Source organism: Aquisalimonas asiatica (genome assembly GCF_900110585.1).
GTDB lineage: Bacteria > Pseudomonadota > Gammaproteobacteria > Nitrococcales > Aquisalimonadaceae > Aquisalimonas > Aquisalimonas asiatica.
The window spans coordinates 95,375-122,035 of record NZ_FOEG01000003.1 but is presented as its reverse complement, the minus strand read 5'-3'; the positions used below and the strand labels follow the sequence as shown (position 1 = coordinate 122,035).

General features: G+C 65.4%; 27 protein-coding genes. 13 read left to right on the top strand and 14 right to left on the bottom strand.

Translation table 11 applies throughout. The annotated features are described in order from the left end of the window. Window positions 1–85: 85 nt before the first annotated feature. The 8 genes from BMZ02_RS08485 (at window position 86) to BMZ02_RS08450 (ending at window position 7,498) form a co-directional block, all read left to right on the top strand. The gene (locus BMZ02_RS08485; protein WP_091642218.1) at window positions 86–1,273 is read left to right on the top strand and encodes a glycosyltransferase family 4 protein; all 1,188 of its coding nucleotides are present in this window, start codon (window positions 86–88) and stop codon (window positions 1,271–1,273) included. 1 nt (window position 1,274) lies between these two features. Continuing rightward, the gene (locus tag BMZ02_RS08480) at window positions 1,275–2,228 is read left to right on the top strand and encodes an NAD-dependent epimerase/dehydratase family protein (protein WP_281244318.1); all 954 of its coding nucleotides are present in this window, start codon (window positions 1,275–1,277) and stop codon (window positions 2,226–2,228) included. 21 nt (window positions 2,229–2,249) lie between these two features. Then, window positions 2,250–3,269, top strand: a complete 1,020-nt coding sequence (locus BMZ02_RS08475) for an MraY family glycosyltransferase (protein WP_091642216.1) — start codon at window positions 2,250–2,252, stop codon at window positions 3,267–3,269. 7 nt (window positions 3,270–3,276) lie between these two features. Further along, entirely contained in the window at window positions 3,277–3,858 is a 582-nt protein-coding gene (locus tag BMZ02_RS08470; protein ID WP_171909863.1) for a PglD-related sugar-binding protein, read from the top strand. Between the two features lie 146 nt (window positions 3,859–4,004). Then, window positions 4,005–4,334 (top strand): type II toxin-antitoxin system RelE/ParE family toxin, encoded by a 330-nt coding sequence (locus BMZ02_RS08465; protein ID WP_091642213.1) that lies wholly within the window; start codon window positions 4,005–4,007, stop codon window positions 4,332–4,334. A 1-nt stretch (window position 4,335) separates the two neighbouring features. After that, window positions 4,336–4,626 (top strand): helix-turn-helix domain-containing protein, encoded by a 291-nt coding sequence (locus BMZ02_RS08460; RefSeq protein WP_091642210.1) that lies wholly within the window; start codon window positions 4,336–4,338, stop codon window positions 4,624–4,626. 226 nt (window positions 4,627–4,852) lie between these two features. Beyond that, window positions 4,853–6,826, top strand: coding sequence for a polysaccharide biosynthesis protein (locus BMZ02_RS08455; protein ID WP_245753988.1), 1,974 nt, complete (start codon window positions 4,853–4,855; stop codon window positions 6,824–6,826). 78 nt (window positions 6,827–6,904) lie between these two features. Continuing rightward, entirely contained in the window at window positions 6,905–7,498 is a 594-nt protein-coding gene (locus tag BMZ02_RS08450) for a hypothetical protein (RefSeq protein ID WP_216110764.1), read from the top strand. Between the two features lie 189 nt (window positions 7,499–7,687). Here the strand turns inward: BMZ02_RS08450 and BMZ02_RS08445 are convergent, their stop codons facing one another. Both BMZ02_RS08445 and BMZ02_RS08440 read right to left on the bottom strand, forming a co-directional pair. Then, a complete protein-coding gene (locus tag BMZ02_RS08445; protein ID WP_091642939.1) occupies window positions 7,688–8,746 on the bottom strand; it encodes a TRAP transporter substrate-binding protein in 1,059 nt (352 codons plus the stop codon). Between the two features lie 274 nt (window positions 8,747–9,020). Further along, the gene (locus BMZ02_RS08440) at window positions 9,021–9,668 is read right to left on the bottom strand and encodes an outer membrane beta-barrel protein (RefSeq protein WP_091642205.1); all 648 of its coding nucleotides are present in this window, start codon (window positions 9,666–9,668) and stop codon (window positions 9,021–9,023) included. A gap of 462 nt (window positions 9,669–10,130) precedes the next feature. Here BMZ02_RS08440 and upp point away from each other — a divergent pair, with 462 nt between their 5' ends. Continuing rightward, complete coding sequence (gene upp, locus BMZ02_RS08435; protein ID WP_091642202.1) at window positions 10,131–10,763, top strand: uracil phosphoribosyltransferase; 633 nt, start codon at window positions 10,131–10,133, stop codon at window positions 10,761–10,763. An 18-nt stretch (window positions 10,764–10,781) separates the two neighbouring features. Here upp and BMZ02_RS08430 read toward each other — a convergent pair whose 3' ends face one another. From BMZ02_RS08430 to BMZ02_RS19285, 4 genes are all read right to left on the bottom strand, one after another. Beyond that, entirely contained in the window at window positions 10,782–11,234 is a 453-nt protein-coding gene (locus BMZ02_RS08430; protein WP_091642200.1) for a methyltransferase family protein, read from the bottom strand. Next, entirely contained in the window at window positions 11,234–12,418 is a 1,185-nt protein-coding gene (locus tag BMZ02_RS08425; RefSeq protein WP_091642197.1) for a YbfB/YjiJ family MFS transporter, read from the bottom strand. The genes BMZ02_RS08430 and BMZ02_RS08425 overlap by 1 nt, the downstream gene beginning before the upstream one ends. A gap of 8 nt (window positions 12,419–12,426) precedes the next feature. After that, on the bottom strand, window positions 12,427–13,236 hold the full coding sequence (locus BMZ02_RS08420) for a TlpA disulfide reductase family protein (RefSeq protein WP_091642195.1): 810 nt from the start codon (window positions 13,234–13,236) through the stop codon (window positions 12,427–12,429). 244 nt (window positions 13,237–13,480) lie between these two features. Then, the gene (locus BMZ02_RS19285) at window positions 13,481–13,606 is read right to left on the bottom strand and encodes a hypothetical protein (protein ID WP_281244316.1); all 126 of its coding nucleotides are present in this window, start codon (window positions 13,604–13,606) and stop codon (window positions 13,481–13,483) included. Between the two features lie 61 nt (window positions 13,607–13,667). Between BMZ02_RS19285 and BMZ02_RS08415 the strand changes: the two genes are divergently transcribed. Further along, window positions 13,668–14,909, top strand: a complete 1,242-nt coding sequence (locus BMZ02_RS08415; RefSeq protein ID WP_091642192.1) for a PQQ-dependent sugar dehydrogenase — start codon at window positions 13,668–13,670, stop codon at window positions 14,907–14,909. Here BMZ02_RS08415 and BMZ02_RS08410 read toward each other — a convergent pair. From BMZ02_RS08410 to BMZ02_RS08375, 8 genes are all read right to left on the bottom strand, one after another. Continuing rightward, on the bottom strand, window positions 14,906–15,601 hold the full coding sequence (locus BMZ02_RS08410; protein ID WP_091642189.1) for an RES family NAD+ phosphorylase: 696 nt from the start codon (window positions 15,599–15,601) through the stop codon (window positions 14,906–14,908). The genes BMZ02_RS08415 and BMZ02_RS08410 overlap by 4 nt on opposite strands. Then, window positions 15,601–16,011, bottom strand: coding sequence for an antitoxin Xre/MbcA/ParS toxin-binding domain-containing protein (locus BMZ02_RS08405; protein ID WP_091642186.1), 411 nt, complete (start codon window positions 16,009–16,011; stop codon window positions 15,601–15,603). Before BMZ02_RS08405 ends, BMZ02_RS08410 begins: the two co-directional genes overlap by 1 nt. Window positions 16,012–16,088: 77 nt before the next feature. Beyond that, a complete protein-coding gene (locus BMZ02_RS08400; protein ID WP_091642183.1) occupies window positions 16,089–17,504 on the bottom strand; it encodes a PP2C family protein-serine/threonine phosphatase in 1,416 nt (471 codons plus the stop codon). After that, a complete protein-coding gene (locus BMZ02_RS08395; RefSeq protein WP_091642181.1) occupies window positions 17,501–18,958 on the bottom strand; it encodes a class I SAM-dependent methyltransferase in 1,458 nt (485 codons plus the stop codon). The genes BMZ02_RS08400 and BMZ02_RS08395 overlap by 4 nt, the downstream gene beginning before the upstream one ends. Next, window positions 18,939–19,331, bottom strand: a complete 393-nt coding sequence (locus BMZ02_RS08390; RefSeq protein ID WP_091642179.1) for a hypothetical protein — start codon at window positions 19,329–19,331, stop codon at window positions 18,939–18,941. The genes BMZ02_RS08395 and BMZ02_RS08390 overlap by 20 nt, the downstream gene beginning before the upstream one ends. A 35-nt stretch (window positions 19,332–19,366) precedes the next feature. Next, complete coding sequence (locus BMZ02_RS08385) at window positions 19,367–19,843, bottom strand: hypothetical protein (protein ID WP_091642177.1); 477 nt, start codon at window positions 19,841–19,843, stop codon at window positions 19,367–19,369. 7 nt (window positions 19,844–19,850) lie between these two features. Beyond that, window positions 19,851–21,902, bottom strand: a complete 2,052-nt coding sequence (locus BMZ02_RS08380; protein WP_091642175.1) for a putative bifunctional diguanylate cyclase/phosphodiesterase — start codon at window positions 21,900–21,902, stop codon at window positions 19,851–19,853. A 178-nt stretch (window positions 21,903–22,080) separates the two neighbouring features. Then, entirely contained in the window at window positions 22,081–22,665 is a 585-nt protein-coding gene (locus BMZ02_RS08375; RefSeq protein WP_171909862.1) for a chalcone isomerase family protein, read from the bottom strand. 239 nt (window positions 22,666–22,904) lie between these two features. Between BMZ02_RS08375 and BMZ02_RS08370 the strand changes: the two genes are divergently transcribed. From BMZ02_RS08370 to BMZ02_RS08360, 3 genes are all read left to right on the top strand, one after another. Next, window positions 22,905–24,665: an AMP-binding protein gene (locus tag BMZ02_RS08370; RefSeq protein WP_091642169.1), complete on the top strand. Its 1,761-nt coding sequence runs from the start codon at window positions 22,905–22,907 to the stop codon at window positions 24,663–24,665. A 41-nt stretch (window positions 24,666–24,706) separates the two neighbouring features. After that, window positions 24,707–25,609, top strand: a complete 903-nt coding sequence (locus tag BMZ02_RS08365; RefSeq protein ID WP_091642167.1) for a bile acid:sodium symporter family protein — start codon at window positions 24,707–24,709, stop codon at window positions 25,607–25,609. Between the two features lie 151 nt (window positions 25,610–25,760). Beyond that, window positions 25,761–26,660 carry an alpha/beta fold hydrolase gene (locus tag BMZ02_RS08360; RefSeq protein ID WP_245753987.1) on the top strand — a complete coding sequence of 300 codons (900 nt, stop codon included), beginning with the start codon at window positions 25,761–25,763 and terminating at the stop codon, window positions 26,658–26,660. Window position 26,661 lies beyond the last annotated feature (1 nt).

Sequence of the window (26,661 nt, the reverse complement as noted above, 5' to 3'; positions counted from 1 at the left end):
ATTTTTCGCTGCGTAGCAGGCGTTGGCGTCGGAGCTGAAGTCATTGTGGTGTCTACCTTAGTCAGAAGGTGGAGGGGGTGCAGCGTTGGAGGGTGATCTGCATATCGGATGCTCGGAGAAGGTCTTAATTGTTACAGATAATAATGTGGAGACCGTGGGTGGGGAACAGGAGTCGATAAAGATAATTGCGCGAAACCTGTCGGATGAGCTCGGTGTGGCGGTGCTGCACCCCGGGGAGAGTAAGGGAGACGTAGGATTCTGTTGTATAGGGGTTGGAACGCGCACGCGCATCAAGGCGCTTTTAAGACGGCCGGTGGAGCTTGCCGCTTATGTCGTTAAGCTGCTGCGCTACCTTCGTGGAACCGAAGCGAAAGTCGTGCACACGCAGGCTCAGGCTAGCCTCTTTTTGATTGGTTTTGCGATCAAGCTTCGGTTGATACCAAAGCGATTCACATTCGTGCACACTGACCGGGGAACATACTCCAAATATTCAGCACCGGTAAGGGCTCTTTTTCGTGTTTCTCTCTCGGTTGTGGATACATTGGTGACGACCACGCATCGAAACCGTCACCTTTGGGAGGATGCTCTGTTGGGCGTCCGGTCCGGACCGGAATATGCGGTTATTGAGAATGCGGTGTCTAATGATGGGGCTGAGGTGCCGCGGCAGGATGGGCGGCGGGGTGAGATAACAATCGGCTTTGCGGGTCGTTATTGCGGATGGAAAAACTGGCCGCTGGCGCTTGAAATAGGCCGTGGCGTATTGGCTGATGAGGCTCTGAAGGCGGACGTTCGGATGGCGATCGGTTGTGTAGATGAGAGAGATCGCGAGGCGGCTGAACGTTTTCTAAGCGATGCGCGTGCAGTGCTGGGGAATGCTTTAAGTGCACATGTCAATGTGCCGCACGAGGAGATGGCGGAGTTTTTCCGGTCGATCGATATTTTGGTCATGACCTCGAAGCCAGGGACAGAGTCGTTCGGGCGGACGGCGATTGAAGCGATGAGCGAGGGTTGCGTGGTGTTGAGCACGGATAGCGGTGGCCCGTCCGAGGTCTTGGATGATGCGGGGTGCATCCTGGCGGAGCCGGACGAGTTTCTGGAGAAAATAAAGTTCTATGCGATGGATGTGGAGGCACGTGTCGCGAAGGGACGAGAAAATCAGCAAAGGGTCCAAGAGCTGTATTCGGCGGATAGTAACGTTGCGAAGCATCGCGCCCTGTATGAGGCCGCCATTGCGCGGTGGCGTGACGTGTGTTCTGCGGGATTGAAGGGTTAGCGTGAGCGCGCAAAGCGTGTTGGTAACGGGCGCGACGGGCTTCGTGGGCGGCGCCGTGGTCGAACGGCTGGCGGCGGACGGCCGCCGGGTTCCGGTCGCGGGGAGTCGGCGGAGTGTCTCGGTGCCAGAGGGGGCGGAGCTGGCGGTAACGCCGTCGCTGGGAGCAGAAGCGGACTGGAGCGGCGCGCTGCAGGGCGTAGAGGCCGTGGTGCATACGGCTGCCCGTGTGCATGTGATGGATGAGAGTGCGGCCGATCCGCTGGCGGAGTATCGACGCGCCAACGTGGACGGCACGCTGGCGCTGGCACAGCAGGCGGCCCACGCGGGTGTGCGGCGATTTGTGTTCGTCAGCTCCATCAAGGTCAATGGGGAGCAGACTTCGCCCGGCAGTTCGTTTTCCGCGGCGGATGCGCCGGCGCCAGTGGATCCCTACGGCGTATCTAAGGCGGAGGCCGAGGCGGCGTTGTTTGCGCTGGGGCGCCAGACGGGGATGGAGATCGTGGTGGTACGGCCCCCGCTGGTGTACGGCCCCGGCGCTGGTGGCAACTTTGCGCGCATGGTGCGCTGGGTGGGTAAGGGCGTGCCGTTGCCGTTGGGCGCTGTGAACAATCGACGCTCATTAGTGGGCTTGAACAACCTGGTGGACCTTCTGGTTACTTGCCTTGACCACCCGGCTGCGGTGAATCAGGTGTTCCTGGCTGGGGATGGCGAGGATTTTTCCACCGCCGGGTTGGTGCGCCGGGTGGCGGCGGCCATGGGGCGGAATCCTCGGTTGCTGCCGGTGCCACCGGCCATTCTGCGGATCGTGGCGCGTTCCCTTGGTCGCGGTGATATGGCTCAACGGCTTCTGGACTCACTGCAAGTGGATATCTCGCACACGCGTGAGACGCTGGGTTGGGCGCCGCCGGTGAGTGTGGATGAAGGCCTCCGCCGCGCTGTTGCACCGACGCGCTGAGAGGGCGGACGGCGAACGGGTATGTCGTTATTGATGGTTGTTGCGATCCTCATCGCCGCCCTCCTGGCGGCTTTTTTATTGACCGGCTGGATGCGCGCCTACGCCCTGAACGCGGGGCTGATGGATATCCCTAACGCCCGGAGTTCCCACGATGCTCCCACGCCGCGTGGTGGTGGTGTGTCAGTTGTGGTCGTGGCGTTGGTGGGGTTGGTCTGGTTGGCGTGGTGGGGGGCGTTGCCGTGGGCCGGTCTTGTCGCTTTGGGTGGCGGCGGTGCTGCCGTGGCGGCCATCGGCTGGCTCGATGATCGCGCTGATGTGCCAGCGCGCTGGCGTTTGCTGGTGCATCTGCTGGCCGGTGCGTGGGTGGTGATGTGGGCGGGCGGTGCGCCTGCTTTGCCGTTGCTGGGCGTGGAGTGGGCCTGGTCGTGGTTCGGTGGGCTGGTGCTGGTGCTGTTCATCGGCTGGTTGTTGAACCTCTACAACTTCATGGATGGCATCGACGGCATCGCCGGAGTGGAGGCGGTTACCGTTCTCGCGGTGGCCGGCGGGCTGTTGTGGTGGGCCGGGGCGGCCGGCTGGGCGCTTGTGGCCGGCCTGTTGGCGGCGGCATCCCTCGGCTTTCTGGTATGGAACTGGCCTCCGGCGAAGATTTTCATGGGCGACGCCGGCAGTGGTTTCATCGGCTTCATGCTGGCTGCACTGGCGGTGCTGACCTGGGCGGACGCAGGGCTCACGATCTGGGCGTGGCTGATCCTGCTCGGCGCGTTCATCGTGGATGCCACGTTGACGCTGGTGCGCCGCATGCTCCGCGGCGAGCGCTTTTACGAGGCGCACCGGAGCCACGCTTATCAGCACGCCAGCCGGTATTACGGCAGCCATCGGCCGGTGACCGTGGCCGTGGGCCTCATCAACCTGTTCTGGTTGGCGCCGCTGGCGGTGGTGGCGGCGTTGTGGCCGGCGTGGGGTGTGGTGGCGCTGGCCGCTGCGTGGTTGCCGTTGGTTGCACTCTGCCTGCGGTTCAAAGCGGGCCTTCCGGAGTGAGGGGCATATGGCGGATCAGCCGAAGCTGTTGATTGTCGGTGCCGGCGGTTTCGGCAGGACAGTCGCCGAGACAGTCCTGCGCCAGGGAGGCTATGAGCTGGCGGGTTTTCTGGATGATGGGCTGGCGGCCGGCGATACGGTCTTCGGGCGGCCGGTTCTGGGCCCTCTGGACGCGATCGACCAACAGGCGCTGCAGGCGGAGTGTGCCATTGTGGCCATCGGGGACAACCAGGTGCGGGCCGATATGCACGCCCGGTTGGTTGGCCGCGGGTTGGAGGTGGTGACCGTGATCCATCCGGACGCATCCGTGGCGCCGTCTGCATCGGTTGGTGACGGCGTTGTCGTGATGGGCGGGGTGGTGGTCGGGACGGAGGCGCAGTTGGGTAATGGCGTGATCGTGAACGCCGGCGCAACGGTGGATCACCACGCCGTGGTAGAGGAGTTCGGCCACGTGGGCGCCGGTTCAGTGCTCGCTGGCGGCGCCAGGGTTGGTGAGCGTGCATGGCTGCGTGCCGGTTGTGTGCTCGGATACCGCGCCGAGGTTGAGCCGGGCCGGATCCTCCCGCCGGGGACGGTGCTGGGGGAGTGATGGGTGGTCGCGACTTGCGTCGCTCCTACGGCGTAGGGCGGTGGTTTGCGTGCGACGGAGCCGTGTTTCCCTCAAGCACAGCTGCAAAGGCGCGGTGAATTTGATATTGAAATATATATTAAATTTGATATAAATGGAGCTGTGCAATGAAGGGAATCGAGTTTTGGGGCGACAGCCTGGATGTCATTAGGAATCTGCCGGAGGGAGCGCGAGCAGCGATCGGTTTTCAGCTTGATCGTCTTCAAAGAGGGCTGCAGCCGGACGACTTCAAGCCAATGAAGACCATTGGCTCTGGCGTTGAGGAGATGCGGGTCAGGGACGCAGGTAATGCGTATCGGGTGATTTACTTTGCTCGTGTTGAGGATGCCGTACACGTGCTCCATGCGTTCCAGAAGAAGACGGAGAAAACGAGTAAGCAGGATCTGGCGGTAGCGGCACAGCGGTTCAAACAGCTCGATGCTGAGCGGAGGCCATAAGATGGCGGAGAGACAACGTTTTAACAGTGTATGGGACGCCCTTGAGGACTCGGCCGAGCAGGCTGAAAACATGAAGCTGCGTGCCGAACTAATGACTCAGATCCGCGATTATGTGGAAGGGTTGAGCATGACCCAGCAGGCTGCAGCCAAGACCTTGGGGCTGACGCAGCCACGGCTTAACGACCTGCTGCGCGGGCGTTTGGACAAGTTCAGCCTCGACATGTTAGTCAACGTGCTAGCCCGAGCCGGCAAACACGTCAACGTAACAATCTCCGATCAGGAAGTGGCCTGAAGGCGGTGGGCTCAGGGCTAGTGGGGTTGGTGGACGTGAACGTCCACCCTACGCCTCGGCTCGCGGTATCGGCGTCGCTGACCCGATCACCACCATATTGCGACCAATGCCCGCACTCGCCGATTTTCCATTGTGTAAACTCTCCCTGATTCGCCCCCGCGCTGGATTTCCCGGTTGCGGTGGGCTATGCCTTGGTGGCGTCTTGCCACTGCGATCACTTGCCTGAATGACTGTGATGATCTCTCGACTGTTCCATGCACTGTTGAAGCTGCCCCGCGGCGGTAAGCGCGGCGTGATGATGGCCGCGGATGTCTGTCTGCTGGCGCTGGTGATGTGGGCGGCGTTTGCGCTGCGCATGGGAGAGATCCTGCCGCGCCAGTTGGTGGATCACTGGTGGCTGCTGGTGGTGGTGCCGGTGCTCACGCTGCCGATCTTTGCCTGTGTGCGGCTCTATCGCGCGGTGGTGCGCTACATGGGGCCCCAGGCGGTGATTGCGGTGACCTATGGCGTGTCGCTGTCGACGCTGCTGTTCATCGCCATCATTGTCGTTGGTGGTTTCACTGCCGTGCCGCGCACGGCGGTGGTGATTTACTGGCTGCTGGGGTTGCTGGTGATCGGTGGCAGCCGGTTGCTGGTGCGGGCGGCGTTCCACGCGGTGCTGAAGCGTCGCGCCGAGCGGGAGCCGGTGGCCATCTACGGGGCGGGTGCGGCCGGGGTGCAGCTTGTGGCCTCGCTCAAGACCACCCGTAACCATGAGCCGGTGGTGTTCATTGACGACGATCCGGCCCTGCACGGCACCGTGGTGAACGGTGTGCCCGTCCACGGGCCGGACGCACTGGAGGGCCTGGTGCGGAGCGAGGGGATCCAGCATGTGCTGCTGGCCATCCCGTCGGCGCCCCGCACCCGCCGCCGGCAGGTGGTGCAGTCGCTGGAAGCGCTCCCGGTGCACGTGCGCACCATCCCCGGCATGACGGATATCGTCTCCGGCGCCGCCCGACTGCAGGACATCCGTGAGGTGGATATCGAGGATCTCCTGGGCCGGGATTCCGTGGCGCCGGATGCGCAGCTCGTGGAGCGCTGTATCCGCGGGCGGGTGGTGATGGTAACCGGCGCTGGCGGCTCCATCGGCTCGGAGCTCTGCCGGCAGATCATGCTTGCCGGCCCGCGCACGCTGCTGCTGTTCGAGCAGTCCGAGTTTGCGCTCTACCGGGTGGCCCAGGAGCTGAAGGCGCTGGCGGCCGCGCGCGGCATCGAGTGCCGGGTGGAGTCGCTGCTGGGCTCGGTGGTGCACCAGCGCCGGCTGGAGCGCATCATGGCCGGGTTCGGGGTCGAGACGGTCTACCACGCCGCCGCGTACAAGCACGTGCCCATCGTCGAGGAGAACGTGCTCGAGGGCGTGCAGAACAACATCTTCGGCACCTGCCACGCGGCGCTCGCCGCCGAGCGTGCCGGGGTGCGCTGGTTCGTGTTGGTCTCAACCGACAAGGCCGTGCGGCCCACCAACGTGATGGGTGCCACCAAGCGGTTCGCCGAGCTGGTGCTCCAGGGCCTGGCGGCGCGTGCGGAGCACACCTGTTACGCCATGGTGCGGTTCGGCAACGTGCTGGGCTCGTCGGGCTCGGTGGTGCCGCTGTTCCGCCGCCAGATCCAGGACGGCGGGCCGGTGACGGTCACGCACCAGGAGGTGACCCGCTACTTCATGACCATCCCGGAAGCCGCCAGCCTGGTGATCCAGGCGGGTGCCATGGCGGAGGGGGGCGAGGTGTTCGTGCTGGACATGGGCGAGCCGGTGCGCATCGCCGACCTCGCCGAGCAGATGATCCGCCTGAGCGGCTACACCGTGGCGGACGACGACAACCCCGACGGTGACATCCGCATCGAGTTCACCGGTCTGCGCCCCGGCGAGAAGCTCTACGAGGAGCTGCTGCTGGGTGAGAACGTCTCCGGCACCGCCCATCCCATGATCATGCGCGCCAGCGAGGCCAGCATCAGCTGGGCCGAGCTGGAAGCCCGCCTGGAGCGCTTCGACGCGGCCTGCCGCGCCCACGACAGCGACGCCGCGCGCGAGGTGCTGCGCGAATGCGTCGACGGCTACGAGGCCACCTCTCATTCCAGCGATCTCCTCACCGTCCACGCCCCGCACGTGGTCGGCAGCAACGTCCCCCTCCTCGGCGACGCCAAGGCATCGCGGCGTCATTGACGCTTTGCGATACAGGTCCGGCTCCCACCGTCGATAACCGTTACGTTAGGCCTTTCAGGGCCTCCCCGGGGTAACGGTATGCATCAGGCCATTGTGGTCACCATCTATAGCGCGGCGCTGCCGTTGTGGCTGCTGGTGTGGTGGGCCGTGGACGGCTACGCGCTGTTCCGCCGTGCTCCGTTGCTCTGGTTGCCGTTCGGCTTCGGTGTGTTCTATCTCCTGGCCAACCTGCTGATGGTGCTGGTGTTCGGTGCCGATACCGGCTCGTCGGCGTATGAAGAGAGCCGTTTTCACTTCATCGGCGAGCGGGCAATGATCGCGGTGCAGGCCACGGCGTCGGTGCTGATCGTCGCCACACTGGTGTACGGGCTCACGATCCGAAAGGTGCCGGTGGATTTCATCCGGTTCATGGTTTATTCGTTTGTGGCGCTGCTTGGCCTGATGGCGCCCATCATCTGGATACCCGAGGGATCGGCCACGGGCCTGTTTACGCTGCGGCATTTCCAGACGGTGGCGCTGACGTTCGGGCTGTTCCTGTGCGTCGGGGGCATCGTGATCCTGCTGCGCGACCTGCTGGCCCATGGCGATGCGCGGATCAGCTTCGAGGAGCCGTCCGGGTTTGCCACCGGCAGCCCCGCGTCCGACCCGGAGCTCGCCCGCCGGGACGATTGAGTGCATGGGGCGTTGGTGATGGTGGACCTGAAGGTCCACCCTACGCGGCACAACCCGCACGGATCATACGCCAACCCGTAGGGTGGACGTTCACGTCCACCGAAAAGCCCCGGAAACGCCAACCCGCCCACAAAAAAACGGCGGACCTCCCGGCCCGCCGTGCTTGTGTGACACCTTGCCGAGAAGCCCTCAGAGCTTCCCGGTCATGTCCATGAACTCATGGAGCAGGTCGCCGACCTTGCCGGAGTACTCCGGATCGTCCTCGGAGATGTCGTCCACCACATCCATGGTGTGCCGGCGCATCTCGGTGATCACCTCTTCATCCATCTGGATGATCTCCCCGTCGTAGTCGTCCACGAACTCCTGCATCAGTTTGAAGTCCTGGTGGCGGAACTTGGCGCTGGAGTCGGCGCTGGTGGCGCGGATGGCGTCGTGCATCACGCGCTTGTGGTCCTCACCCAGCTCGTTCCACTTGTCCAGGTTCACGATCACTTCGCCGTTGGTGTGCGCCACCAGGTCCGGCTGCATGATGTAGTTGTTCACTTCCTGCAGGTTCATGCCCCAGCCAGCGGCCACGCCGCCCCAGTGCACGCCGTCGGCCACGCCGGTCTGCAGGGCCTGGTAGAGCTCGCCGCCGTCGATGGACACCGGTGCGGCGCCCATGCGCTGGAACACGCGCGCTGCCGTGCCGGTGGAGCGGATGTTGAAGCCCTCGAAGTCCGACACGGACTGGATGGGATCGCGGGCATAGATGGCGATGCCCCCGGACGACCACGGGCCCACCTGATAGACACCGTGTGCGGCGTAGGCGTCGCGGATGATGTCCAGCGCGCCCATCTCGTAGAAGAAGAAGTGCATCTCCTCGTGGCTCTCGAAGGTGGCCAGGTTGCCGTTGAGGTGGCCGGCCACGGGGATCTCGCCGATCCAGTACGACGGCCAGGTGAAGGCGCTGTCCAGGGTCCCGCGGCGCACGGCGCGCAGGGTGTCGCCGGTGGACACGATCGAGCCGGGACGGTGGGTCTCCAGCTCCAGCTCGCCGTCCGTGGCCTCGTAGACGCGCCTCGCCAGCTCTTCGAACACCGCTTCGTAGTACCACGTGCCCGTGGGCCAGTGGGTTTGCATCCGCCACTTGAAGCTGTTGTTCGAGGCGATCACCGCCGGCGCGCCAACGGCCGCGGTGGCGCCCGCCGTGGCAGCAGCGGTGGTCTTGAGGAAATTACGGCGAGACATGGACTTGTCGGTTGTCATTACGGCTTCTCCTCCCGGCCTGCAGGGGCAGGCTTGTTCTATTGAGCGTATGAAAAACGCCGTTATCAAGCTACTGCGAACCACAGCAATGTCAAGCGCGGCGAGCTGGAGAGTCCAGCGGCAGCGTGTGATGGTGGACCTGAAGGTCCACCCTACGGTGTCCGCAGTCGCCAGCGCGTAGCCCGTGGGGTAGACCTTCAGGTCTACCAGGCCACCTCAGGCAGGAATCCGGCCGGGAGCGCCCGGGGCCAGGCAGGCCCCGGGCCGGATTGGATCAGTACCGGAAGCCGGCGCCGAAGTACATCACGTCGAACTCCATTTCGGCTTCGCCGCCGCCGACGAGATCGAAGTCCGCGGCGTAGTGGCGGTAGCCCATATCGGCGTAGAACCGGCCGCGCACGGGAATCTCCACGCCCACGTCGAAGTAGGAGCTGAACTCCGTGGCCGAGTTGGTGGAGTGATCCGAGCTGGCCCTCACCAGGCCACCGCCCAGGGAGGCGTAGATGCTGCCCCCGCGTAGGGGAAGCTGGATCGTCTCGAACGGGAGGTGGACCCGCGCTGCCAGGTGCGCGCCACCGAAGTTGTCCGATGTCTGGTCCGATTCGCCCAGCATGTCCAGGCCGGCCTTGAGGCTGAAGAAGTTGTTGAACCGCTTGCCACCCTGCGCCCACGCGGTGAGTTCACCGTCGTTATCCAGTTGCGGCGCGGTGCCGGATGCGTCCTCGAGGTCGACGATGGCGAAGCCGGCGGAGACGAAGTTATCCGCACCCATGGCCCGGTCGCTCAGGCTGAGCCAGCCCGGGTCTCCGTCGTTCGTGCCGGCCAGGGAGTCCAGGTCGATCTCCTGGGCGAGCGTTGCACCGGGCAGGGCCAGGGCGCTGGCCACGAACAGCGTGGTGATGTGCTTTTTCATTTTCATCATGGGTATGTGCCCTTTTCTGATTGAAATAGACAGGCACAACTCACCCCTTGTCGGAATCTTCGGGTGATTCCGGGTTCGCAATGACCGGAGCTTTTCCGGTTAAAAACGTGATTGATGTGTAGGGGGATGTTGTGCCATTTCCCGCGCAGTTGAATGGTCTTTTAGCGCCCATTCACTGTCAATTTGCCCGATTCAGGGTTGTGAATGCGCTCTCACAACCGGGATGACGGGGTTGCATTCCGGGGGCACCGCGTTCCATGCAGCCCCGTAGCCCCCGTAGGGTCGACCTTCAGGTCGACCAATCACTCCCCGCCAATCCCCACCCCTTCTGCTCCCGCCACCAACCCCCTACAATCCCACTGACCCCAAGGCACCAGAGCCCGACAGCCATGCCGGACATCACCACCAACGGCGTCCAGTGCTGGTACGACCACCGCATTAACCAACAACAAGGGCGAGTCCATGACCGCAACCACCCATGTGATCGATCACCCTCTGGTGCAGCACAAGCTCAGCGTGCTGCGCATGAAGGAGACCTCCACCTCAAAGTTCCGGGAGATTCTGCGCGAGACGGCGCTGCTGCTCGGCTACGAGGTCACCCGTGACCTGCGCCTGACCACCACCCGCATCGAGACGCCCCTGCAGCCCATGGATACCCCGGTGCTGGACGGCAAGAAGCTGTGTTTCGTGTCCATCATGCGGGCCGGAGAGGGGCTGCTGGAGGGCATGCTTGACCTGGTGCCCTCGGCGCGGGTCGGCCACGTGGGGCTGTACCGTGACCCGGAGACCCTGGAAGCGGTGGAGTACTACTTCAAGATGCCCTCGCACCTGGACGAGCGCGAAGTGATCGTGGTGGACCCGATGCTCGCCACCGGCCACTCCGCCGTTGCCGCCATCACGCGCCTGAAGCAGGAAGGCGCCAGGCACATTCGGTTCGTCTGCCTGCTGGCGGCGCCGGAGGGTGTCGCCGTGCTCCACGAGACCCACCCGGATGTGGACATCTACACCGCCGCCGTGGACGAGGGGCTGAACGAAAAGGCCTACATCGTCCCCGGCCTCGGCGATGCCGGAGATCGCATCTACGGCACCAAGTGAGGCGCCGGGGGAGGGCGCTTACAGCCACCGCCGGACATGCCGGCGGTAGACCCGGAAGGCGCCGCCGAAGTGCTGCTCCAGTGCCGCCTCTTCCGGGCGGATCTGGAAGCGGTTGATGTAGAGCACGAACACGGGCAGCAGGGCGAGTGTCAGCGGGTTGCCCAGGTACACCGCCCACGCCGCCAGCAGGATCAGGTCCGCCAGATAGATGGGGTTGCGGCTCCAGGCGAACGGCCCCGTGTCCACCAGGTGGCTGCTGTCCTGGGGGCGCATGGGGTTGATGGTGGTGCGGTGGCGGTGCAGTGCCCAGGCGGCCGCTACGGCGAGGGCGATGCCGGCAGCGGCCGTGGCGATGGCCAGCCAGCCCATGCCGGGCAGGCTCAGGGTCAGTGCCGGGGTCCAGCGTGCCACCAGCCACATGGCCGCACCGACAAGCACCATGACGACGGGTGGCGGGATGCGCGTTTCCATCAGTGAGCCTCCTTCGGTTTGCGTGCCACCAGCGTGACCACCAGCCCCAGCACCAGCGATACCCCGCCGATGATGAACACCGGCGGGTAGCTGCCCACGTAGCCGAACACCGCTGCCAGGGCGTAGCCGCCCACGGCCTGGGCCAGGGCGAAGGACGTGGTGGCCCAGCCCCAGGCGCGGCGGTGCTCCTCCAGTGGCACCAGTTGTGACAGGTAGCCGGAGGTCATGGACACCAGCCCCGGCACCATGGCCCCCACCACGAACGAGCACAGCGACGCCAGCCACAGGGTGTCGGCGACGCTGGAGCCGAGCACCGCCGCCGCCATGAAGGCCACCGACAGCAGCAGCGCGCTGTACCACCCCAGGCGTGCGGCCACCCAGCCGCCGAGGAACGGCCCGGCGATGGCGCCCAGGGCGAAGATGCTCCACTGTACCGCGGCGAAGCCCATGCCCAGGCCCTGCTCCCGGGCGAGGAAGTCCACCCAGAACAGCGTATGGGGCACGTAGCCCACGGACTGCAGCCCGTAGCCCACCACCACGAGTATTACCGCGAGGGGCAGTGCGGCGCGTGCCGGAGACCCGGCCCCGGTGGCCTGCGCCGGCGATGGGCCGGCGGCCGTGCTCACGTCGCGCCACGCGCCCCAGGTGGCCGCGGTGAGCAGGAGGCACAGCACGCCCAGCGAGACCCACGCCCAGCTGATCGAGACCGTGGTCAGCCAGGGCACTACGTTGGCGGAGAAGAGAATGCCCACGCCCACGCCGCTGAACACGATGGCCCCCGCCAGCGGCCGTTGCGACGGCGGCGTGGTGGTCAGCACCGTGGAGGCGGCCACCACCATCAGCACGCCGCCCGCCCAGCCGGAGATGAACCGCCAGATGAAGAACCACGCGAACGGCGCCGCCCAGCTCAGCACCAGAAAGCTCACGGCGATCAGCAGCAGCCCCAGGCGGATGGCCGCCGCGGCACCGACCCGGCCGGCGAAACGGGACGCGGTGAGCGCGCCGAGCAGGTAACCCAGCAGGTTGGCGGCACCCAGATACCCCGCTGCGGCCGCGGTGAACCAGTGGGCATCCACCATGCCCGGCACCAGCGGCGGATAGCCGAAGCGTGCCAGCCCCAGCCCCACGAGAATGGCCACCGAGCCGGCCAGGACCCGGTCCATGCGCATCTGCTCTGTTGTCATTGTTGTTCTCAGCCGTCGATGTCCTGCAGGTACTGGTGCAGCCGGGCGCCGGAGACCTCGCCCATGTGCGCGTCCACCAGCCGCCCGTCGCTGTTGAAGAACAGCGTCACCGGCATGCCGTGGGCGCCGAAGTGATCCGCGAGCCGGCTGGCCTGGTCCAGCACCACGTTCTCCAGGCCCAGGCCTTCGTCGCTCAGGTAGGCGGTTACGTCATCCGGAGACTCCCCCTGGTTGGCGAACACGAAGTGGATGTCGTCCCGCTCGGACTGGGCGGCTTCCAGCACCGGCATCTCCCGGCGGCAGGGCGGACACCACGTGGCCCACAGGTTCACCACCACGGGTTTGCCCGCGAAGCTGTCCAGCGGCAGGGGCTGGTCGTCCAGGTCATAGACGACAATATCCGGAATCCGGTGCTCGGGCGTGTCGCTGAACTGTGCCGCGCCGATGTTGAGGCCGAACCAGAGCACCACGCCGGTGAGCAGCGGCGCCAGCAGGTGGCGTTGGGGTGCCCGCCGCCAAAGCCCCAGCAGCACGGCGGCCATCAGGGCCACCGCGATGCCCGCTGCCGCCGAGTAGCCCTCCTGCCAAAGGTAGAGCATCTCCAGGGGCGCATCCCGGTAATAGCTCCAGTGCTGCACCACGTAGACGGCGCGCCCGCCGATGAACCCCGCCACCACGGCGGCCGTCAGCGGCGCGGTCAGGGCCACGTCCCGGCGCCGCTCCCACCACGAAGCGACCACGAACGCGGCCACCACCGAGAGGATGAGAAACAGGCGTGGGAGGGAAATGACCAGTGGTCCGAGGGTGATGGATTCCATTGCGGCCTTCGCTTCTGCGGGAACGGGATACCGCCCGCACTATAACGCACCCCCGCCAGCGAGGAGCGCAATGCCTTCGCCCATGGCAAACGCATCGGTGAGGGCGCAGGCGGCGCGCAGCAGGACCACCACGTTCCGGTAGACCTGAAGGTCTACCCTACGGACTGAGCGCACCCGTCGCCCCGTAGGGTGGACCTTCAGGTCCACCAATAAAGAGCGGAGACACGTATCCGTGGCCCCAGCGTTACCACAATGTCGCACGGTGGCCGTGGCGCTGTTCGCCGCCGCGCTGGGCGCCGTTGCCCCGGGCGCGGAGGCTCGGCATCAGCGCCAGCGGGCATTCGCCGGACGGCGTCACGTTTGCGGACACGGTCGCCCCGTGTTATCCCGGGCACTGAACGTTCTGTCGGGATGACCAGGAGAGTGACGTAATGCCACAGACCAGCACCGCAAGAGGCGTTTTCACCAACGCACTGACCCTCGCCGCCGCGCTTGCTGCCGCCGGCGGCATGGCCTCCGCGGCCGCCGTGGAAGTCAGCGACGAAACCATCGACGACGCGCACGATACCGAGGAGGCCACGGTGACAGTGACCCGGGTGGTCTCCGGCCTTGAGCACGGCTGGGCCATGGACTGGCTTCCGGACGGCCGCATGCTGGTCACCGAGCGACCGGGTGGCATGTACGTCGTGGACGACGACAGCGTCACGGAGCTGGAGGGCCTTCCGGAGATCTTCTCCGACGAAGACCAGCTCACCGCGCCGGAGGGCGGCAGCCAGAGCGGCCTGCTGGACGTGCGCGTGCATCCTCAGTACGACGACAACGGCTGGATCTACCTGACCTACTCCAGCCCCGGTGACACGGATGGCGTTGCCACCGACGACGAATACGCCACCGGCACCGTGCTGGCCCGGGCCCGCCTGAACGACGACGGCGATGCGCTGGAGGATCTGGAGACGGTCTACAGCCAGGCGCCGCGGCACGTCCCCGGCCGCCACTACGGCTCACGCATCCTGTTCGCGGGCGACGGCACGGTGCTGTTCTCCATCGGCGACCGTGGCCTGCGTGCGCCGTCCCAGGATCTCACGGACCCGTCGGGGTCGATCATCCGCGTGAACGAGGCGGGTGGCGTGCCGGACGACAACCCCTACGTGGGCGCCGCGCCCGGGAATCTCCGCCCGGAGATCTTCTCCTTCGGCCACCGGAACAACCAGGGGTTGGTCATGCATCCGGAGACCGGCGAGATCTGGGCCACCGATCACGGCCCGTCGGGCGGTGACCTGCTCTACCAGGTCGAGGCGGGGAACAACTACGGCTGGCCCCAGGTGGCGTTCGGCACCGAGTACTCCACCGGCGAGCAGGTGGGGATCGGCGAGTCCGCGCCGGGAGTCACCGAGCCGACCCACGTCTGGGAGGAGTCCATGGCTCCGTCCGGCCTGGCGTTCTACATGGATGGCGCCGTGTCCGAGTGGGACGGCAACCTGTTCGCCGGGTCACTGGTGCGTGAGCAGCTGCACCGGCTGGAGCTCGATGGCGACAGCGTCGTGAAGGATGAGGTGATTCTCGACGAGACCGTCGGCCGCATCCGTGACGTGCGCCAGGGGCCGGACGGCATGCTGTACGTGCTCACCGACGAGGCCGACGCCGGCGTGTACCGCATCGAGCCTGCGGACTAGAACCACAACCGCTGGTAGACCGTGCCCGGGGAACGCTCCACCACCAGTTCCCCGGTGCGCGGGTCGAACAGGTAGCGCAGGTAACAGGCGAGTTGCGGTGCGGACAGCACCGCCTGCCTGAAAATCACGGTGTTGGTGCCGCCGGGATGCCGCGCCGAGGGGGCGAGCAGCCCCGGGTGGCCCTCGTGGCTGATGCGTCGGCCCAGTGCCTGGGTGAAGCCATAGTCCGTGCCGTGCACGAGCTCCGGGTGGGCGTCGCCCTGTCCCGAGAGGTCGATCAGCAGCGCCCGGCAATGCACGGTGTACACCGCCCGCTCCCGCACCACCACCTCGCTGACACCCTCCACCGCCAGCTCGTGGCGCGCCATGTGGTAGCCCGTCTCGGCGATGGTGGTGGCCTTGTCCAGGGAGGCGTACCACACGGGAAAGGTGCCGTCGCTGTAGCGGCTCTGGTGCCACGGTTCCGTGCGGAAGGGGTATTCCACGGCGGTGGCGTAGAGAAACGCGCGGGAGAGCTGGTCCGGCGGCGCCAGTTCGCCCTTCACCTGCGCTTCCAGCGCCGCGGCGGTGTAGCTCAGGCCGGCGTCGCCGTCGGTGAGGTCGTCGAAGAGGTCCTGGCTGGTGCGCAGGCCCACCACGTTGCGGCTCACCCGACGGTCGAAATCGGTGATGCGCGTGAGCAGCTCGTCCATTACTGGCTGCGGAGCTGGTCCAGGAAGCGGGCCACCCGGGCGATGCCGATGAGCCCCTGCTCGCGCATGATGTCGATGGGGGCGACGTTGTTCAGCAGGCCGTTGCGCCGGTGCACCCAGCTGTAGCGCAGCTCCGGGTTCTCCGGGTAGAGCAGGCGCAGTGCCTTGTGGATGGCGAGCAGATACGCCACGCGGTCGCGGGCGTCGCGCCCCTTGGGGAGCCCGGTCTTGCCGCTGGCGAAGTCCGCCAGTTTGCTGCGGCTGTTGGGGCTGAGCCCGAGCAGCTCCAGTTTGGTGCGGGAGTCGAGCTGCCAGTGGTCGAACAGCCGCATGACCACCCGGGCGAGGTCGCGCCGGGTGTCCGGGCTCTCGTAGGCAACCGGTGGCAGCTCCTGTGCGGCGTTTTCCATGGCGGCTCCATGTGCATATTTAGTCATTGACTGACTATAAATATACACTCCGTGGCCGTTGTGTCCAGCCGCTCCGGCTAGGCTTCCCGGGGCTTGTGCTCCACCACCGTCCAGACCGAGGCATCGTCGGCCGCCTCGGCGGTCTTGCGCAGCAGCAGGACGGTCATGTCGTCGTTCTGTGTGGCCTGGAAGGTGCGGATCTCGTCCAGGATCGTGGTGGTGGCGTTATCCGGTGGTGTCTTCGCATAGCGGGCGAACAGCCGCTCCAGGCGTCCGTCACCGAACATCTCGCCGGACTCCGACGCGGCCTCGGTGAGCCCGTCGGTGTAGAGCATGATCACGTCGTTCTCGGCGATGGGCACCCGGGTGGTGTCGACGAATCCGTCCAGGTTGTCGACGATGCCGAGCCAGGTGCCGGACGTGGGCTGTACCGTGACCGACCCGCTGTCGGCCTTGTGGATGAGGATGTCCTGGTGGTGGCCGGCGAACTCGATGTGGTCGTCGCCCAGCCGCAGGATGGTCATGGTCATGTAGTGGTGGGAGCCCAGTCGGCCCACGTTCTCGCGCAGGGCGCTGTTGATGGTCTTGAGCGCATCACTGGGCGAGCAGTCCGGGTGCGCCTTGAGCACCGTCATCAGGCTGGTCTGGGCCATCATCATGATCAGCCCGGCGCTCAGCCCGTGGCCGGCGACGTCGCCGATGGCCACGTAGCGCCCGCCGGTATCGGTGGTGATGACGTCGTAGTAGTCGCCACCCACCTCCTTGGCGGGCTGCATGGTGGCGGCGATCTCGTAGCCGGGCACGTCCAGCCGACGGGGCAGCAGGGTGAGCTGGATGTCCCGCGCCAGCTCCATTTCGCTCCACAGGGAGTCGCGCGCTTGCTTGAGCTTCACCAGCAGCTCGAACTCGTTGGCGATGAGCCGGTAGCGCAGTTCAGTGATGGCTACGGCGATGATGGCGGCACCCACCAGGAAGAACATGTTGTTCACCAGCGAGGCCTGATCGTAGGGCTGCGGCCAGATCAGGTTGAAGGCCACGTACATCAGGATGATGATGCCGGCGTTGATGGCGGTGTGCTTGCCGCGCCACGGCAGCACCAGGCTGACGCCGATCATCACCAGGATGAGGCCCACGTAGTAGCTGGAGTCGAAGCCGCCCAGGTAGACGGTCATCATGGCGATGACGGCGCCCACCTGCGCGGATGCGAAGTAGCCGTGCAGGTAGGAGAAGCGGCTCGGGGGCGTGTTGATGATGATGAGGAACTGCCCCAGGGCCAGCGCGGTGGAGATGCCCCGGTAGATGGCGAACCGCGCCAGGTTGTCCCCGGGGAGAATGATGGTGTCCAGCAGGAAGAACAGGGGCACCAGGCAGAAGACCAGGGCGGTGACCGTGCGCAGCCAGTCGTGGACCAGGCCGATCTGGTAGGTGCCGAAATCGTTGGTGTTGATTGCCGCTGTGATGTCGGTCTTGTCGTTATGTCTTTTGAAAATCAAGGAGTCGCCTTCCGTATTCGCAGAAGCATCTGCACGCCGGTCTCGTCGTATTCGATCCAGGCGGTCGCGTCGTCGAAGTCCTCGGTCAAGGCCAGGAAATCAGCCTCTGTGCGGTAATAGAGCGGCCAGTCCAGCCAGTAATCCATGTACCGCCGGGTCGGATTCGTGACGTGGAAATTGCCGATGGCCATCTCTCCCCCGGGCAACAGTAGCGCATGCAGCTTGCTCAGCACAGCCTTGGCGACCGGGGGAGTGAGGTAGTCGAACAGGCCCATGGAGTAGATGAAGTGGAATTCGCCCCAGCTTTCACGCAGGGCGCGGGTGGCCAGAAGCGTCCGCACGGACTCCTGGATGTAGTTCACCTTCACCGGCGTCTGCAGCCGTTTCTCCACGGCGCCCAGCGCGGCGGCCGCCTCACCCAGGGCGAGTTCGTCCTGATCGAGCAGGGAGTACTCCACCTGCTGGCAGCGCTCGCGGCTGTTGAGCAGGTCGTGCAGCTCCAGGGCGGGCCCGCACGCCACCGAGAGCAGCCGCATGCGGTTGTCGGCGCTGGCGCCCATGCGGTCGGCGTACTCGCCAGCCATGCGGGCCACCAGCGGGCGCCGGTTGCGCACGGCCTGTGCCGCGGCCGATGACACCGGGTGGTGGTGCAGCAGCTTGCCAAAGGTGCTGTCGCCCTCGTAGGTGTTGCGATAGCACATCTGCATCATTTCGGAGTCGCCGATGTAGCCCCGCGGCTTGAGGTTGGTGCGCGCCATGAACGGTGCGGTCAGCAGCTCGCCCCAGAGCTGCTTGCGCAGGTAGTAGCCGTGCTGGCTGTGCTGCTCGCCCTCGTAATCGGCGATGATGTGCTCCATGTCGGCCACGTGGGCGTTCAGGCAGTCGATGAACTCCTGGCCGGTATTGCGGATCAGGCCCTGCTGGATGACTTCGCGCACGGGCTCCGGCTCGCCGGCGTACTCCGCATCCAGCCGGTCGAACAGCTCCTTGTAGACGCTGATGTCGTAGGCCACGTCGCCAACGAACGTGCGGAACGCCGGGTCGATGTTGTTCCGGTACTGCAGGATCAGGGGCAGGTTGCGGGCCGCCATGTCGAGGACGTCCGCGCGGGACTGGTGGAACAGTTTCTGGAAGTCGTGGATGGACGCCATGGGGACCAGGCGGTACGCATTCTGCGGCGCGTCGGCGTCGTCGAGGACCTGGCAGGCGCCCAGGGCGATGGTGTGGGCGTCGGTCTCGAAGGTGAGGCTGTCAAAGGTGCCGGTCGCGGGGTGGGGCGGGTCGTCCCTGTAGGTCAGCCAGAGGGAGTAGCGAGAGGCGCAGCTGAGGCGGACTGCCGTCGATTCTCCGCCGCGTTTGATCGTGCCGTCCGCATGGTTTTCAGGGGTTGCGGCCGCTCCCGGAGCCGCCGCTTCCGTGGCGTTGCGTTCTACGTCATTGTGTTCGCTCATCATGATACGCACCCGTGATTGTGATTCGTCCGTCCTGTGTCTGAAAGATGGTCAGTGCCGAGAACGACACCTCCTGCCATTTCTGTTCGCTACTGTAGATGATGGTGACGTGATCTTCGCCCATGCGCGCTTTTTCGAGCACCTTGATGATCGGGGCAAAGGAGGAGGAGTTCATGTAGGTGAGGCCACGGAAATCGAGCACCAGGCGCAGGCTCTGCTTGGCGGCGCGCTCCATGGTGTCCAGTATCACCGGCAGTAACGCGTCGTTGGCACTGCGCACAATGCTCTTACCCTGGAAGCGCAACGTCAGCGTGGTCTCCGTGCCGGTTTCCTGAATGCTCAGGGCGCCTTCGCTGAATCGCTCGATACTGGTCATTCGCTTGCTCCGCAGTGTGTCGTTGCGTTCGTCTCTCACCGGGCCCTGGACTGGGCCGAGACGTTCAGGGTGTTGTCGTCGAGCACGAAATCCACGTCGGACCGGCCTTCATACATGACGCGGATCAGGCCCAGGCAGCTGCGCGCGTTGGCAATGGGCTCGCGCGAGAGCTCCCGGATGCGTTCCAGGTAGGCCTGATACGGGTCCTGCACGCCACGAATCCACTGCAGCGTCTGATCCAGCTCCCGCAGATGCCCCTGGGCTTCGTCGCGGACCTTGTTCTTCACCTGGACGGACACGTCTTTCGCCCTGACCCTCACGTGCAGGTGAATGGGCTCGCTGCTGTCGCCGTACTTGATGCTGTTCTCGGCCAGCTCACAGATGACCATGGTGTAGGTGTCCACCTCGGTGCTCGACATGCCGGTGCCGTGGAGGAAGTCCATGGCCTGCTGGTTGAGCTGTTCCACTTCCTCCCATTCCGGGCGCAGGGTCAGATTCAGTTCATGGGGCATGGTGCAGCTACTCGCTGTCGGTGGGGTGGGGGGGATGAAGCCGCGCCGCGGGCACGTAGTCCCGGTTCGCGATCATGTCGGGAACGCGTTCGGCCGGCACCGGCCTGCCGCAGTAGTACCCCTGCACGCAGGGGGCGCCGTTGGTCAGCAGGAAATCCAGCTGCTCCCGGGTTTCGACGCCTTCGGCAATGACGTCCAGGCCCATGGACTTCGCCATGGACACCACCGCGGAGACAATGGCGGCGGAGCCGATGTCGTCGGGCAGGCCGTCGACAAAGGCCTTGTCGATCTTGATGCGGTCCACCGGCAGCTTGGTGATGTAGGCGAGGGAGGCGTACTTGGTGCCGAAGTCGTCGATGGAGACGGTCACACCCATGGCGCGCAGGTGCTCAAGCTTGGTCACCACGTCCTCTTCGCCTTCGATGTACATGGTCTCGCTGAGTTCGAGATCCAGCCGGGCGGGCGGGAAACCGGTCTCCCGGAGGATGCCCTCGACCATCGGCACGAACTGCTCGTGGCGGAGCTGACGCACGGAGACGTTGACGCTCATGGCGCCGGTGTCGATGCCGTCTGCCAGCCACTGTGCACCCTGGCTGCAGGCGGTGCGCAGGAGTTGTTCACCGAGTTGGTGAATAAGCCCGGTTTCCTCTGCCAGTGGAATGAACTCGCCGGGTGGTATGAAGCCGTCCGTTGTTGTCTGCCAGCGCGCCAGCGCCTCCATGCCCAGGACGGTGCCCTGTTCCACATCCACCAACACCTGATAATGCAGGGCGATGTCGTTTCCCTCAAGGGCGCGCCGCAGGCGGGACTGCCACGTCAGGCGGGTGCCGACGCGGTCGCCGCCCTCACGGGAGACGAAGCGGTAGCCGTTCTTGCCGTCGGATTTGACGCCGTACATGGCGTTGTCCAGCTCGCGGAGCAGGGTCTCGGTGTCGATGTCCTGGCAGTCCCCGTGGACCCCGATGCTGGCGGTGAGAAAGAACTCCTGGCCTTCCAGCACCACCGGCTCGGCGATGCGGCCAAGCAGCTTCTCCGCGATCTGCGCCATGCAGTCAGGCCCTTTCAGGCCGCGCAGGAGCACGAGAAACTCGTCGCCACCCATGCGGGCGATGGTGTCGGTGCCGCGCAGGCAGTTCTCCAGCCGGCTGGCGACAATGCGCAGCATCTCGTCACCAGCGCCGTGGCCGAGCTGGTCGTTGACCAGTTTGAAGCCGTCCAGGTCCACCAGCATCACGCCGAAGCGCTCCTGCGGGGTCGCGCCGAGTGCCTCGGTCAGACGGTCGTGGAACAGGCGCCGGTTGGGCAGCCCGGTGAGGGTGTCGTAGTGGGCCATCTCGAACAGCTTTTCCTCGGCCTCCTTCTGGCCGGTGATGTCCGAGAGAATGCCGGTGTACTGGGCGATGCGGCCGACGTCGTCCTGCACCGCGACCACCGAGAGCCATTCGGCGTAGGCGCTGCCGTTCTTGCGTCGGCCCCAGATCTCCCCCTGCCACTTGCCGTCCCGGCGCAGCGCGACCCAGATCTGCTCCACCAGCTCCGTGTCGGTCTGGGTGGCATCGGCGAAGGCGGCCACCTCGCCCAGAGTCTCGTCGGGCGTGTATCCGGTAATACGGGCGTAGGCGGGGTTCACGTCGATCACGCGCATGTCCTCATCCATGATGAGAATGCCTTCCGCGGCGTGCTCGAACACCTGGGCGTTGAGGGCGACCTTTTCTTCGTCGCGGGTGCGGGAGGTGACGTCCACGCCGAAGACGTGGACCAGATCGTCGCCAGTGGTCGGGACGAACAGCAGCTGCGTGCTCACCATGCCGCTGGCGAGTGTACTTTCGCGGGTTTCCCCCGACGCGGCGGCGGCCTTGAGGATGGACAGCCACGGGGCGGGCAGGCGGCTGCCGGTGGCGATGCCAAGTTCCTGGAGCACGAGCCAGCTGCCGGAGTTGGCGTCAAGCAGCACGCCGTCCACGGAAAAGGTCATCACCGGGCAGGGGTTTGCTCCGGATGCGCGTACGACGTTGATCGGCCGACGCAGGTCGGTCGGTACGCTGTGCTGCCTGCCCATTGTGCTCCGTCCGCATGTTCTGAACGCTGTTCTCTGGGTAGCGTGTCCATGCGCTCTTACTGGAAGGCCTGCGGCCTCTCTCCTGAACGAACGGTAGCATCAACGGACAGGCGGTCCAACGAGCCAGTGGTGGTGTTGTGACGCCATATACAGTTTGTTGCGCCCCGTTGCACCGGCCTCAGTCCCGACCCTCCAGCATGCCGCTTTTCACGTCGCTGTCGGCCGGGTCGTCGCCGAGCCAGATGGCGAGCACGAACTGCGCGAATGTGTCGCTTTCGATGCGGCCGAGCTCTTCATCGTTCATTGACACGATCAGCCCCTCACCGGGGATGACGTCAATGTTGCCGGTGTAACCCGCGTTGAAGTCGCCGGGGAAGAAGGACTTGAACGTCTCGATTTCGTCCGCGTAGTCGGCCCGCTCTTCGCTGGACATGGCGTTCTCGAGCCCGTCTTCAAGGGCGTCCACCATGGTGTCCCGGCCCACGTCGCGGAGCATGGCCAGGTGGACGCGCCGCGGCGAATCCATGGTGATGGCCTCGTTGGCGTCCGTGACCGACTCGGTGGTGTAGAGCGCGCCCACGTAGACGCGCACGAAGAAGCGTGAACGCACGCCAGCGCCGTTGAGGTGCAGGTCGTGATCGCCCACGGAGATCTGCAGGGGCAGCTCCACGCCGCGCACTTCGCGCACGTCGTCGGCGGTGGCGGTGGCGAGCGGGGCGCACAGCAGCGCGAGCAGGGCGACAGCGGTCAGGATGCGGGTCACGGCGATTCTCCTCGGTGTTGTTGTGTGATCCTTGTGACGGGATCGCTTGCGGCGATCTATGCCGGATGGTATCAGAGTTCTTTCCGGATTGGACAATATGGGCCTGCCCGAAGGCAGCCTGCCGTCAGTGACGGCAAAGCTTTTCGGTTCGATCCCGTTAGGATACGCTAGCGTATGGTTTCGCGTTTCAATGCGTCGTCAGAACGTTAACCGACCGCACGACCGACTGGAGGAGTTTGATGTCGTACGATTCCGTATACGACAGTGCGCCGTGGTCCCGCCATTACACCGGTGATTACAGCGATTCCCGCCTGCACGGCTACAGCAATCTGGCCGAGCTGGTGGCGGACAACGCCCGGGAGTATGCCGACCAGATCGCCTATACCACGGTGATGCCGAACGGCATGTCCGGCTCGCTGACCTACGCCGAGGCCGACGCGAAAGCGGACGATTTCGCCGTCTACCTGCGGGAGGTGCTCGGGCTTGAACCGGGCACGCGCGTTGCGGTGCAGATGCCCAACTGCCTGACCTTCCCGGTGGCCGCCATGGGCGTGTTCAAGGCCGGCTGCACGCTGGTGAACGTGAACCCGCTGTACACGGAATCGGAGATGGAGCATCAGTTCAACGACGCCGGGGTAGAGGCCCTGGTGATCGTGGACATGTTCACCGACAAGCTCGCCGCCATCATCGACCACACCCCTGTGAAGCACGTGGTGGTGACCAGCGTGGCCCAGTGGTTCCCCGGTGTGGTGCGCGGCATTCTCAAGGGCGTGCTCAAGTACTGGAACAAGGCTGTCCCCGAGCTCACCATCGACGCCACCTATATCGACGATGCCCTGGAGCAGGCGCGCGCCGTGCGCCAGAGCCGGAATGTGGACGTCGCCGCCTGGTGGCGCGACATCACCCGCGACGACGTGGCGGTGCTGCAGTACACCGGTGGCACCACCGGCGTGAGCAAGGGCGGCGTGCTCACCCACGGCAACATTCTCACCAATATCGCCCAGATCGATGCCGTGGCCAGCTCGCATATCGAGGATGGCGAAGAGTGCGTGCTGACGGCGCTGCCGCTCTACCACATCTTCGCGTTCACGGTGAACATGCTGGCCTTCCACTGCCGTGGCGCGCGCAACGTGCTGGTGCCGAGCCCGCGGCCGATCCAGAACTGCCAGCGGGCGCTGGAGAACTACCCGATCACCTGGATCTCCGGCGTGAACACCCTGTTCAACGCGCTGCTGAACGAGGAGTGGTTCCACATCTTCCCGCCGAAGACCATGAAGGTGGCCATTGCCGGCGGTACGGCCCTGCAGGGCGCCGTGGCGGACCGCTGGGAACGGATCGTCGGCTGCCCCATTGCCGAGGGCTACGGGCTGACCGAGAGCTCGCCCGTGGTCAGCTTCAATCCCATCGGCAGCGGTGCCAAGCGCAACAGCATCGGCATCCCGGCGCCGGGCACGAGCGTGCGTATCGTCGACGACAACGGCGTGACCGTGCCCCAGGGCGAGCCGGGGGAGATCATCGTCCAGGGCGACCAGGTCATGCGCGGCTACTGGAACCGCGACGACGAGACCGCCAAGACGCTCAAGGACGGCTGGCTCTACACCGGCGACGTGGCCTACATGGACGAGGACGGCTACTTCCACATCGTCGACCGCAAGAAGGACATGGTGCTGGTCAGCGGTTTCAACGTGTACCCCAACGAGGTGGAGGACTGCATCGCCGAGCTGGACAAGGTCCACGAGGCGGCGGTGATCGGCGTGCCGGACGCCGATACCGGCGAGGCGGTGAAAGCGTTCGTGGTGAAACGCGACGACAGCCTCACCATCGAGGAGGTGCGCAAGCACTGCAAGCAGAAGCTGGCCGGCTACAAGGTGCCGAAGCAGATCGAGTTCCGCGACGACCTGCCCAAGACGCCGGTCGGCAAGGTGCTGCGCAAGGAACTGCGCGACGGTGGCAGCGAGGCGGCCGGCTCCGCCAGCGGCACCGATACGCGCGCGGCCTGACAGGCCTGACAATAACGAGACAGGAAAGAGGAGCAGACTGAATGCTGAGCCCCGTCGAAGAGGCCCTGTTGGCCATCATGATGATCGTCATCATGCTGGGCATGGGCGCGTCGCTGACGTTCAAGGACTTCCGTATCGCGATGCGCCACCCGCAGGCCGTGCTGGTGGGGTTCGCCTCCCAGTACATGTTCATGCCGTTCATCGCGTTCACGCTGGCGCGCGTGCTTCAGCTCACGCCGGAACAGACCGTGGGGCTGGTGCTCATGGGCTGCATGCCCGGCGGCACCACCTCCAACATCTTTGCCTATTTCTCCAAGAGCCTGCTGAGCCTGAGCATTCTCATGACCGTGTGCTCCACGCTGGCGGCGGTGGTGATGGTGCCGATTCTCATGGAGTTCTACACGGCCGGCATCGACGAGGCGTTCCGGATTCCGCCGGGCGAGATCATCGGCCTGCTGTTCGTGCTGCTGATTCCGACGCTGCTCGGCATGTGGTCGCGCAAGAAGAACGCCAACTTCGGTGCGGTCACCGAGCTGGTGGGCGGCCTCATCGGCGTGATCGTCATTGTCTTCCTCATGGCCACCTGGGCGCCGCGCAACTACCAGCTGCTGTTCGAGACCGGTGCCGAGGTGTATGCCGCCGTCATTCTGCTCGGGGTGATCGGCTTCGCCTTCGGTTACGTGTTCGCGCGGCTGACCCGGCTTGAGCCTCAGAAGGCACGCACGGTGTCGCTGGAGACGGGCATCCAGAACGGGCCGTTGGGGGCGTTGATCGTGATCCTGGTGTTCTCGGGCGAGACGCAGCAGCTGATTCTGATCATGCCGGTGCTGTACTCGCTGTTCATCATCATCACGTCGACCATGGCGACGCTGTTCTACCGGCGCCTGACGACGAAGGAAGAGCTGGCGCGGGATCAGGCGAAGGTGGAACCGGCGAAGGCGTGACGGGGCGGCACCGGTGGACCTGAAGGTCCACCCTACGCCGCATGCCAGGCATCATGGCATCCGTGTGGTGGGCGTTCACGCCCACCGTGCCCCGGTACCCGGCCCCGCTTTGGCGTAGGGTGGACGTTTACGTCCACCATGAAACACGCCCATGACACCCCACCGGGAGGCTGCCGGCATGTTCTTCCCCGGATTCGACACACACCGCGTCACCGCCAACGGCACGGATATCCACCTCCGTAAGGGCGGTGACGGGCCGCCGCTGTTGTTGCTGCACGGCTATCCGCAAACGCATGTAATGTGGCACCCCATCGCCGAGCGGCTGGCCGAGCGGTATACGGTGATCTGCCCGGACCTGCGCGGCTACGGTGACAGCGCCAAGCCCGCCTCCGACGACCGCCATGCACCGTATTCCAAGCGCGCCATGGCGGCGGATCAGGTGGCGGTGATGGCGCACTTCGGCTTCGACCGCTTCCAGGTGGTGGGCCATGACCGCGGGGCACGGGTGGGGCACCGCATGGCCCTGGACCACCCGGACCGCGTCGCGCGACTGGCGGTGCTCGATATCGTTCCCACCCGGGATGTGTTCCGCACCGCCGACCAGGCGCTGGCCACGGCCTACTACCACTGGTTCTTCCTGATCCAGTCCGACGGCCTGCCCGAGCACATGATCGGCCTCGACCCGGAGTACTACCTGCGCGACAAACTACGGCGCTGGAGCCGCGTACCCGACGCCTTCGACGAGCGGGCGGTGCAGGAGTACCTGCGCTGTTTCCGCGCCCCCGCCACCATCCACGCCACCTGCGAGGACTACCGCGCGGCGGCCACCATCGACCTGGAGCACGATGAGGCGGATCTGCACCTGCGGGTGCAGTGCCCCCTACTGGCCCTGTGGGGCGAGCTCGGATTCGTGGGGCAGATGTACGACGTGCCCGCCGTCTGGCGCGAGCGGGCGGACCACGTCACCGGTGACGGGCTGGCCTGCGGCCACTTCCTGGTGGAGGAGGCGCCGGAGGAGACCCTGGCGGCGCTGCAGGCGTTTCTGGACTGAC

Bases quoted from the DNA above. Each gene is read 5' to 3' on its own strand.
- BMZ02_RS08415 (WP_091642192.1), top strand. From the start codon at position 13,668: ATGCCACAGACCAGCACCGCAAGAGGCGTTTTCACCAACGCACTGACC.
- BMZ02_RS08475 (WP_091642216.1), top strand. From the start codon at position 2,250: ATGTCGTTATTGATGGTTGTTGCGATCCTCATCGCCGCCCTCCTGGCG.
- upp (WP_091642202.1), top strand. From the start codon at position 10,131: ATGACCGCAACCACCCATGTGATCGATCACCCTCTGGTGCAGCACAAG.
- BMZ02_RS08450 (WP_216110764.1), top strand. From the start codon at position 6,905: ATGCATCAGGCCATTGTGGTCACCATCTATAGCGCGGCGCTGCCGTTG.
- BMZ02_RS08455 (WP_245753988.1), top strand. From the start codon at position 4,853: ATGACTGTGATGATCTCTCGACTGTTCCATGCACTGTTGAAGCTGCCC.
- BMZ02_RS08380 (WP_091642175.1), bottom strand. From the start codon at position 21,902: ATGGGCAGGCAGCACAGCGTACCGACCGACCTGCGTCGGCCGATCAAC.
- BMZ02_RS08410 (WP_091642189.1), bottom strand. From the start codon at position 15,601: ATGGACGAGCTGCTCACGCGCATCACCGATTTCGACCGTCGGGTGAGC.
- BMZ02_RS08420 (WP_091642195.1), bottom strand. From the start codon at position 13,236: ATGGAATCCATCACCCTCGGACCACTGGTCATTTCCCTCCCACGCCTG.
- BMZ02_RS08460 (WP_091642210.1), top strand. From the start codon at position 4,336: ATGGCGGAGAGACAACGTTTTAACAGTGTATGGGACGCCCTTGAGGAC.
- BMZ02_RS08470 (WP_171909863.1), top strand. From the start codon at position 3,277: ATGGCGGATCAGCCGAAGCTGTTGATTGTCGGTGCCGGCGGTTTCGGC.
- BMZ02_RS08365 (WP_091642167.1), top strand. From the start codon at position 24,707: ATGCTGAGCCCCGTCGAAGAGGCCCTGTTGGCCATCATGATGATCGTC.
- BMZ02_RS08385 (WP_091642177.1), bottom strand. From the start codon at position 19,843: ATGCCCCATGAACTGAATCTGACCCTGCGCCCGGAATGGGAGGAAGTG.
- BMZ02_RS08390 (WP_091642179.1), bottom strand. From the start codon at position 19,331: ATGACCAGTATCGAGCGATTCAGCGAAGGCGCCCTGAGCATTCAGGAA.
- BMZ02_RS08465 (WP_091642213.1), top strand. From the start codon at position 4,005: ATGAAGGGAATCGAGTTTTGGGGCGACAGCCTGGATGTCATTAGGAAT.
- BMZ02_RS08445 (WP_091642939.1), bottom strand. From the start codon at position 8,746: ATGACAACCGACAAGTCCATGTCTCGCCGTAATTTCCTCAAGACCACC.
- BMZ02_RS08370 (WP_091642169.1), top strand. From the start codon at position 22,905: ATGTCGTACGATTCCGTATACGACAGTGCGCCGTGGTCCCGCCATTAC.
- BMZ02_RS08440 (WP_091642205.1), bottom strand. From the start codon at position 9,668: ATGATGAAAATGAAAAAGCACATCACCACGCTGTTCGTGGCCAGCGCC.
- BMZ02_RS08395 (WP_091642181.1), bottom strand. From the start codon at position 18,958: ATGATGAGCGAACACAATGACGTAGAACGCAACGCCACGGAAGCGGCG.
- BMZ02_RS08360 (WP_245753987.1), top strand. From the start codon at position 25,761: ATGACACCCCACCGGGAGGCTGCCGGCATGTTCTTCCCCGGATTCGAC.
- BMZ02_RS08430 (WP_091642200.1), bottom strand. From the start codon at position 11,234: ATGGAAACGCGCATCCCGCCACCCGTCGTCATGGTGCTTGTCGGTGCG.
- BMZ02_RS08405 (WP_091642186.1), bottom strand. From the start codon at position 16,011: ATGGAAAACGCCGCACAGGAGCTGCCACCGGTTGCCTACGAGAGCCCG.
- BMZ02_RS08425 (WP_091642197.1), bottom strand. From the start codon at position 12,418: ATGACAACAGAGCAGATGCGCATGGACCGGGTCCTGGCCGGCTCGGTG.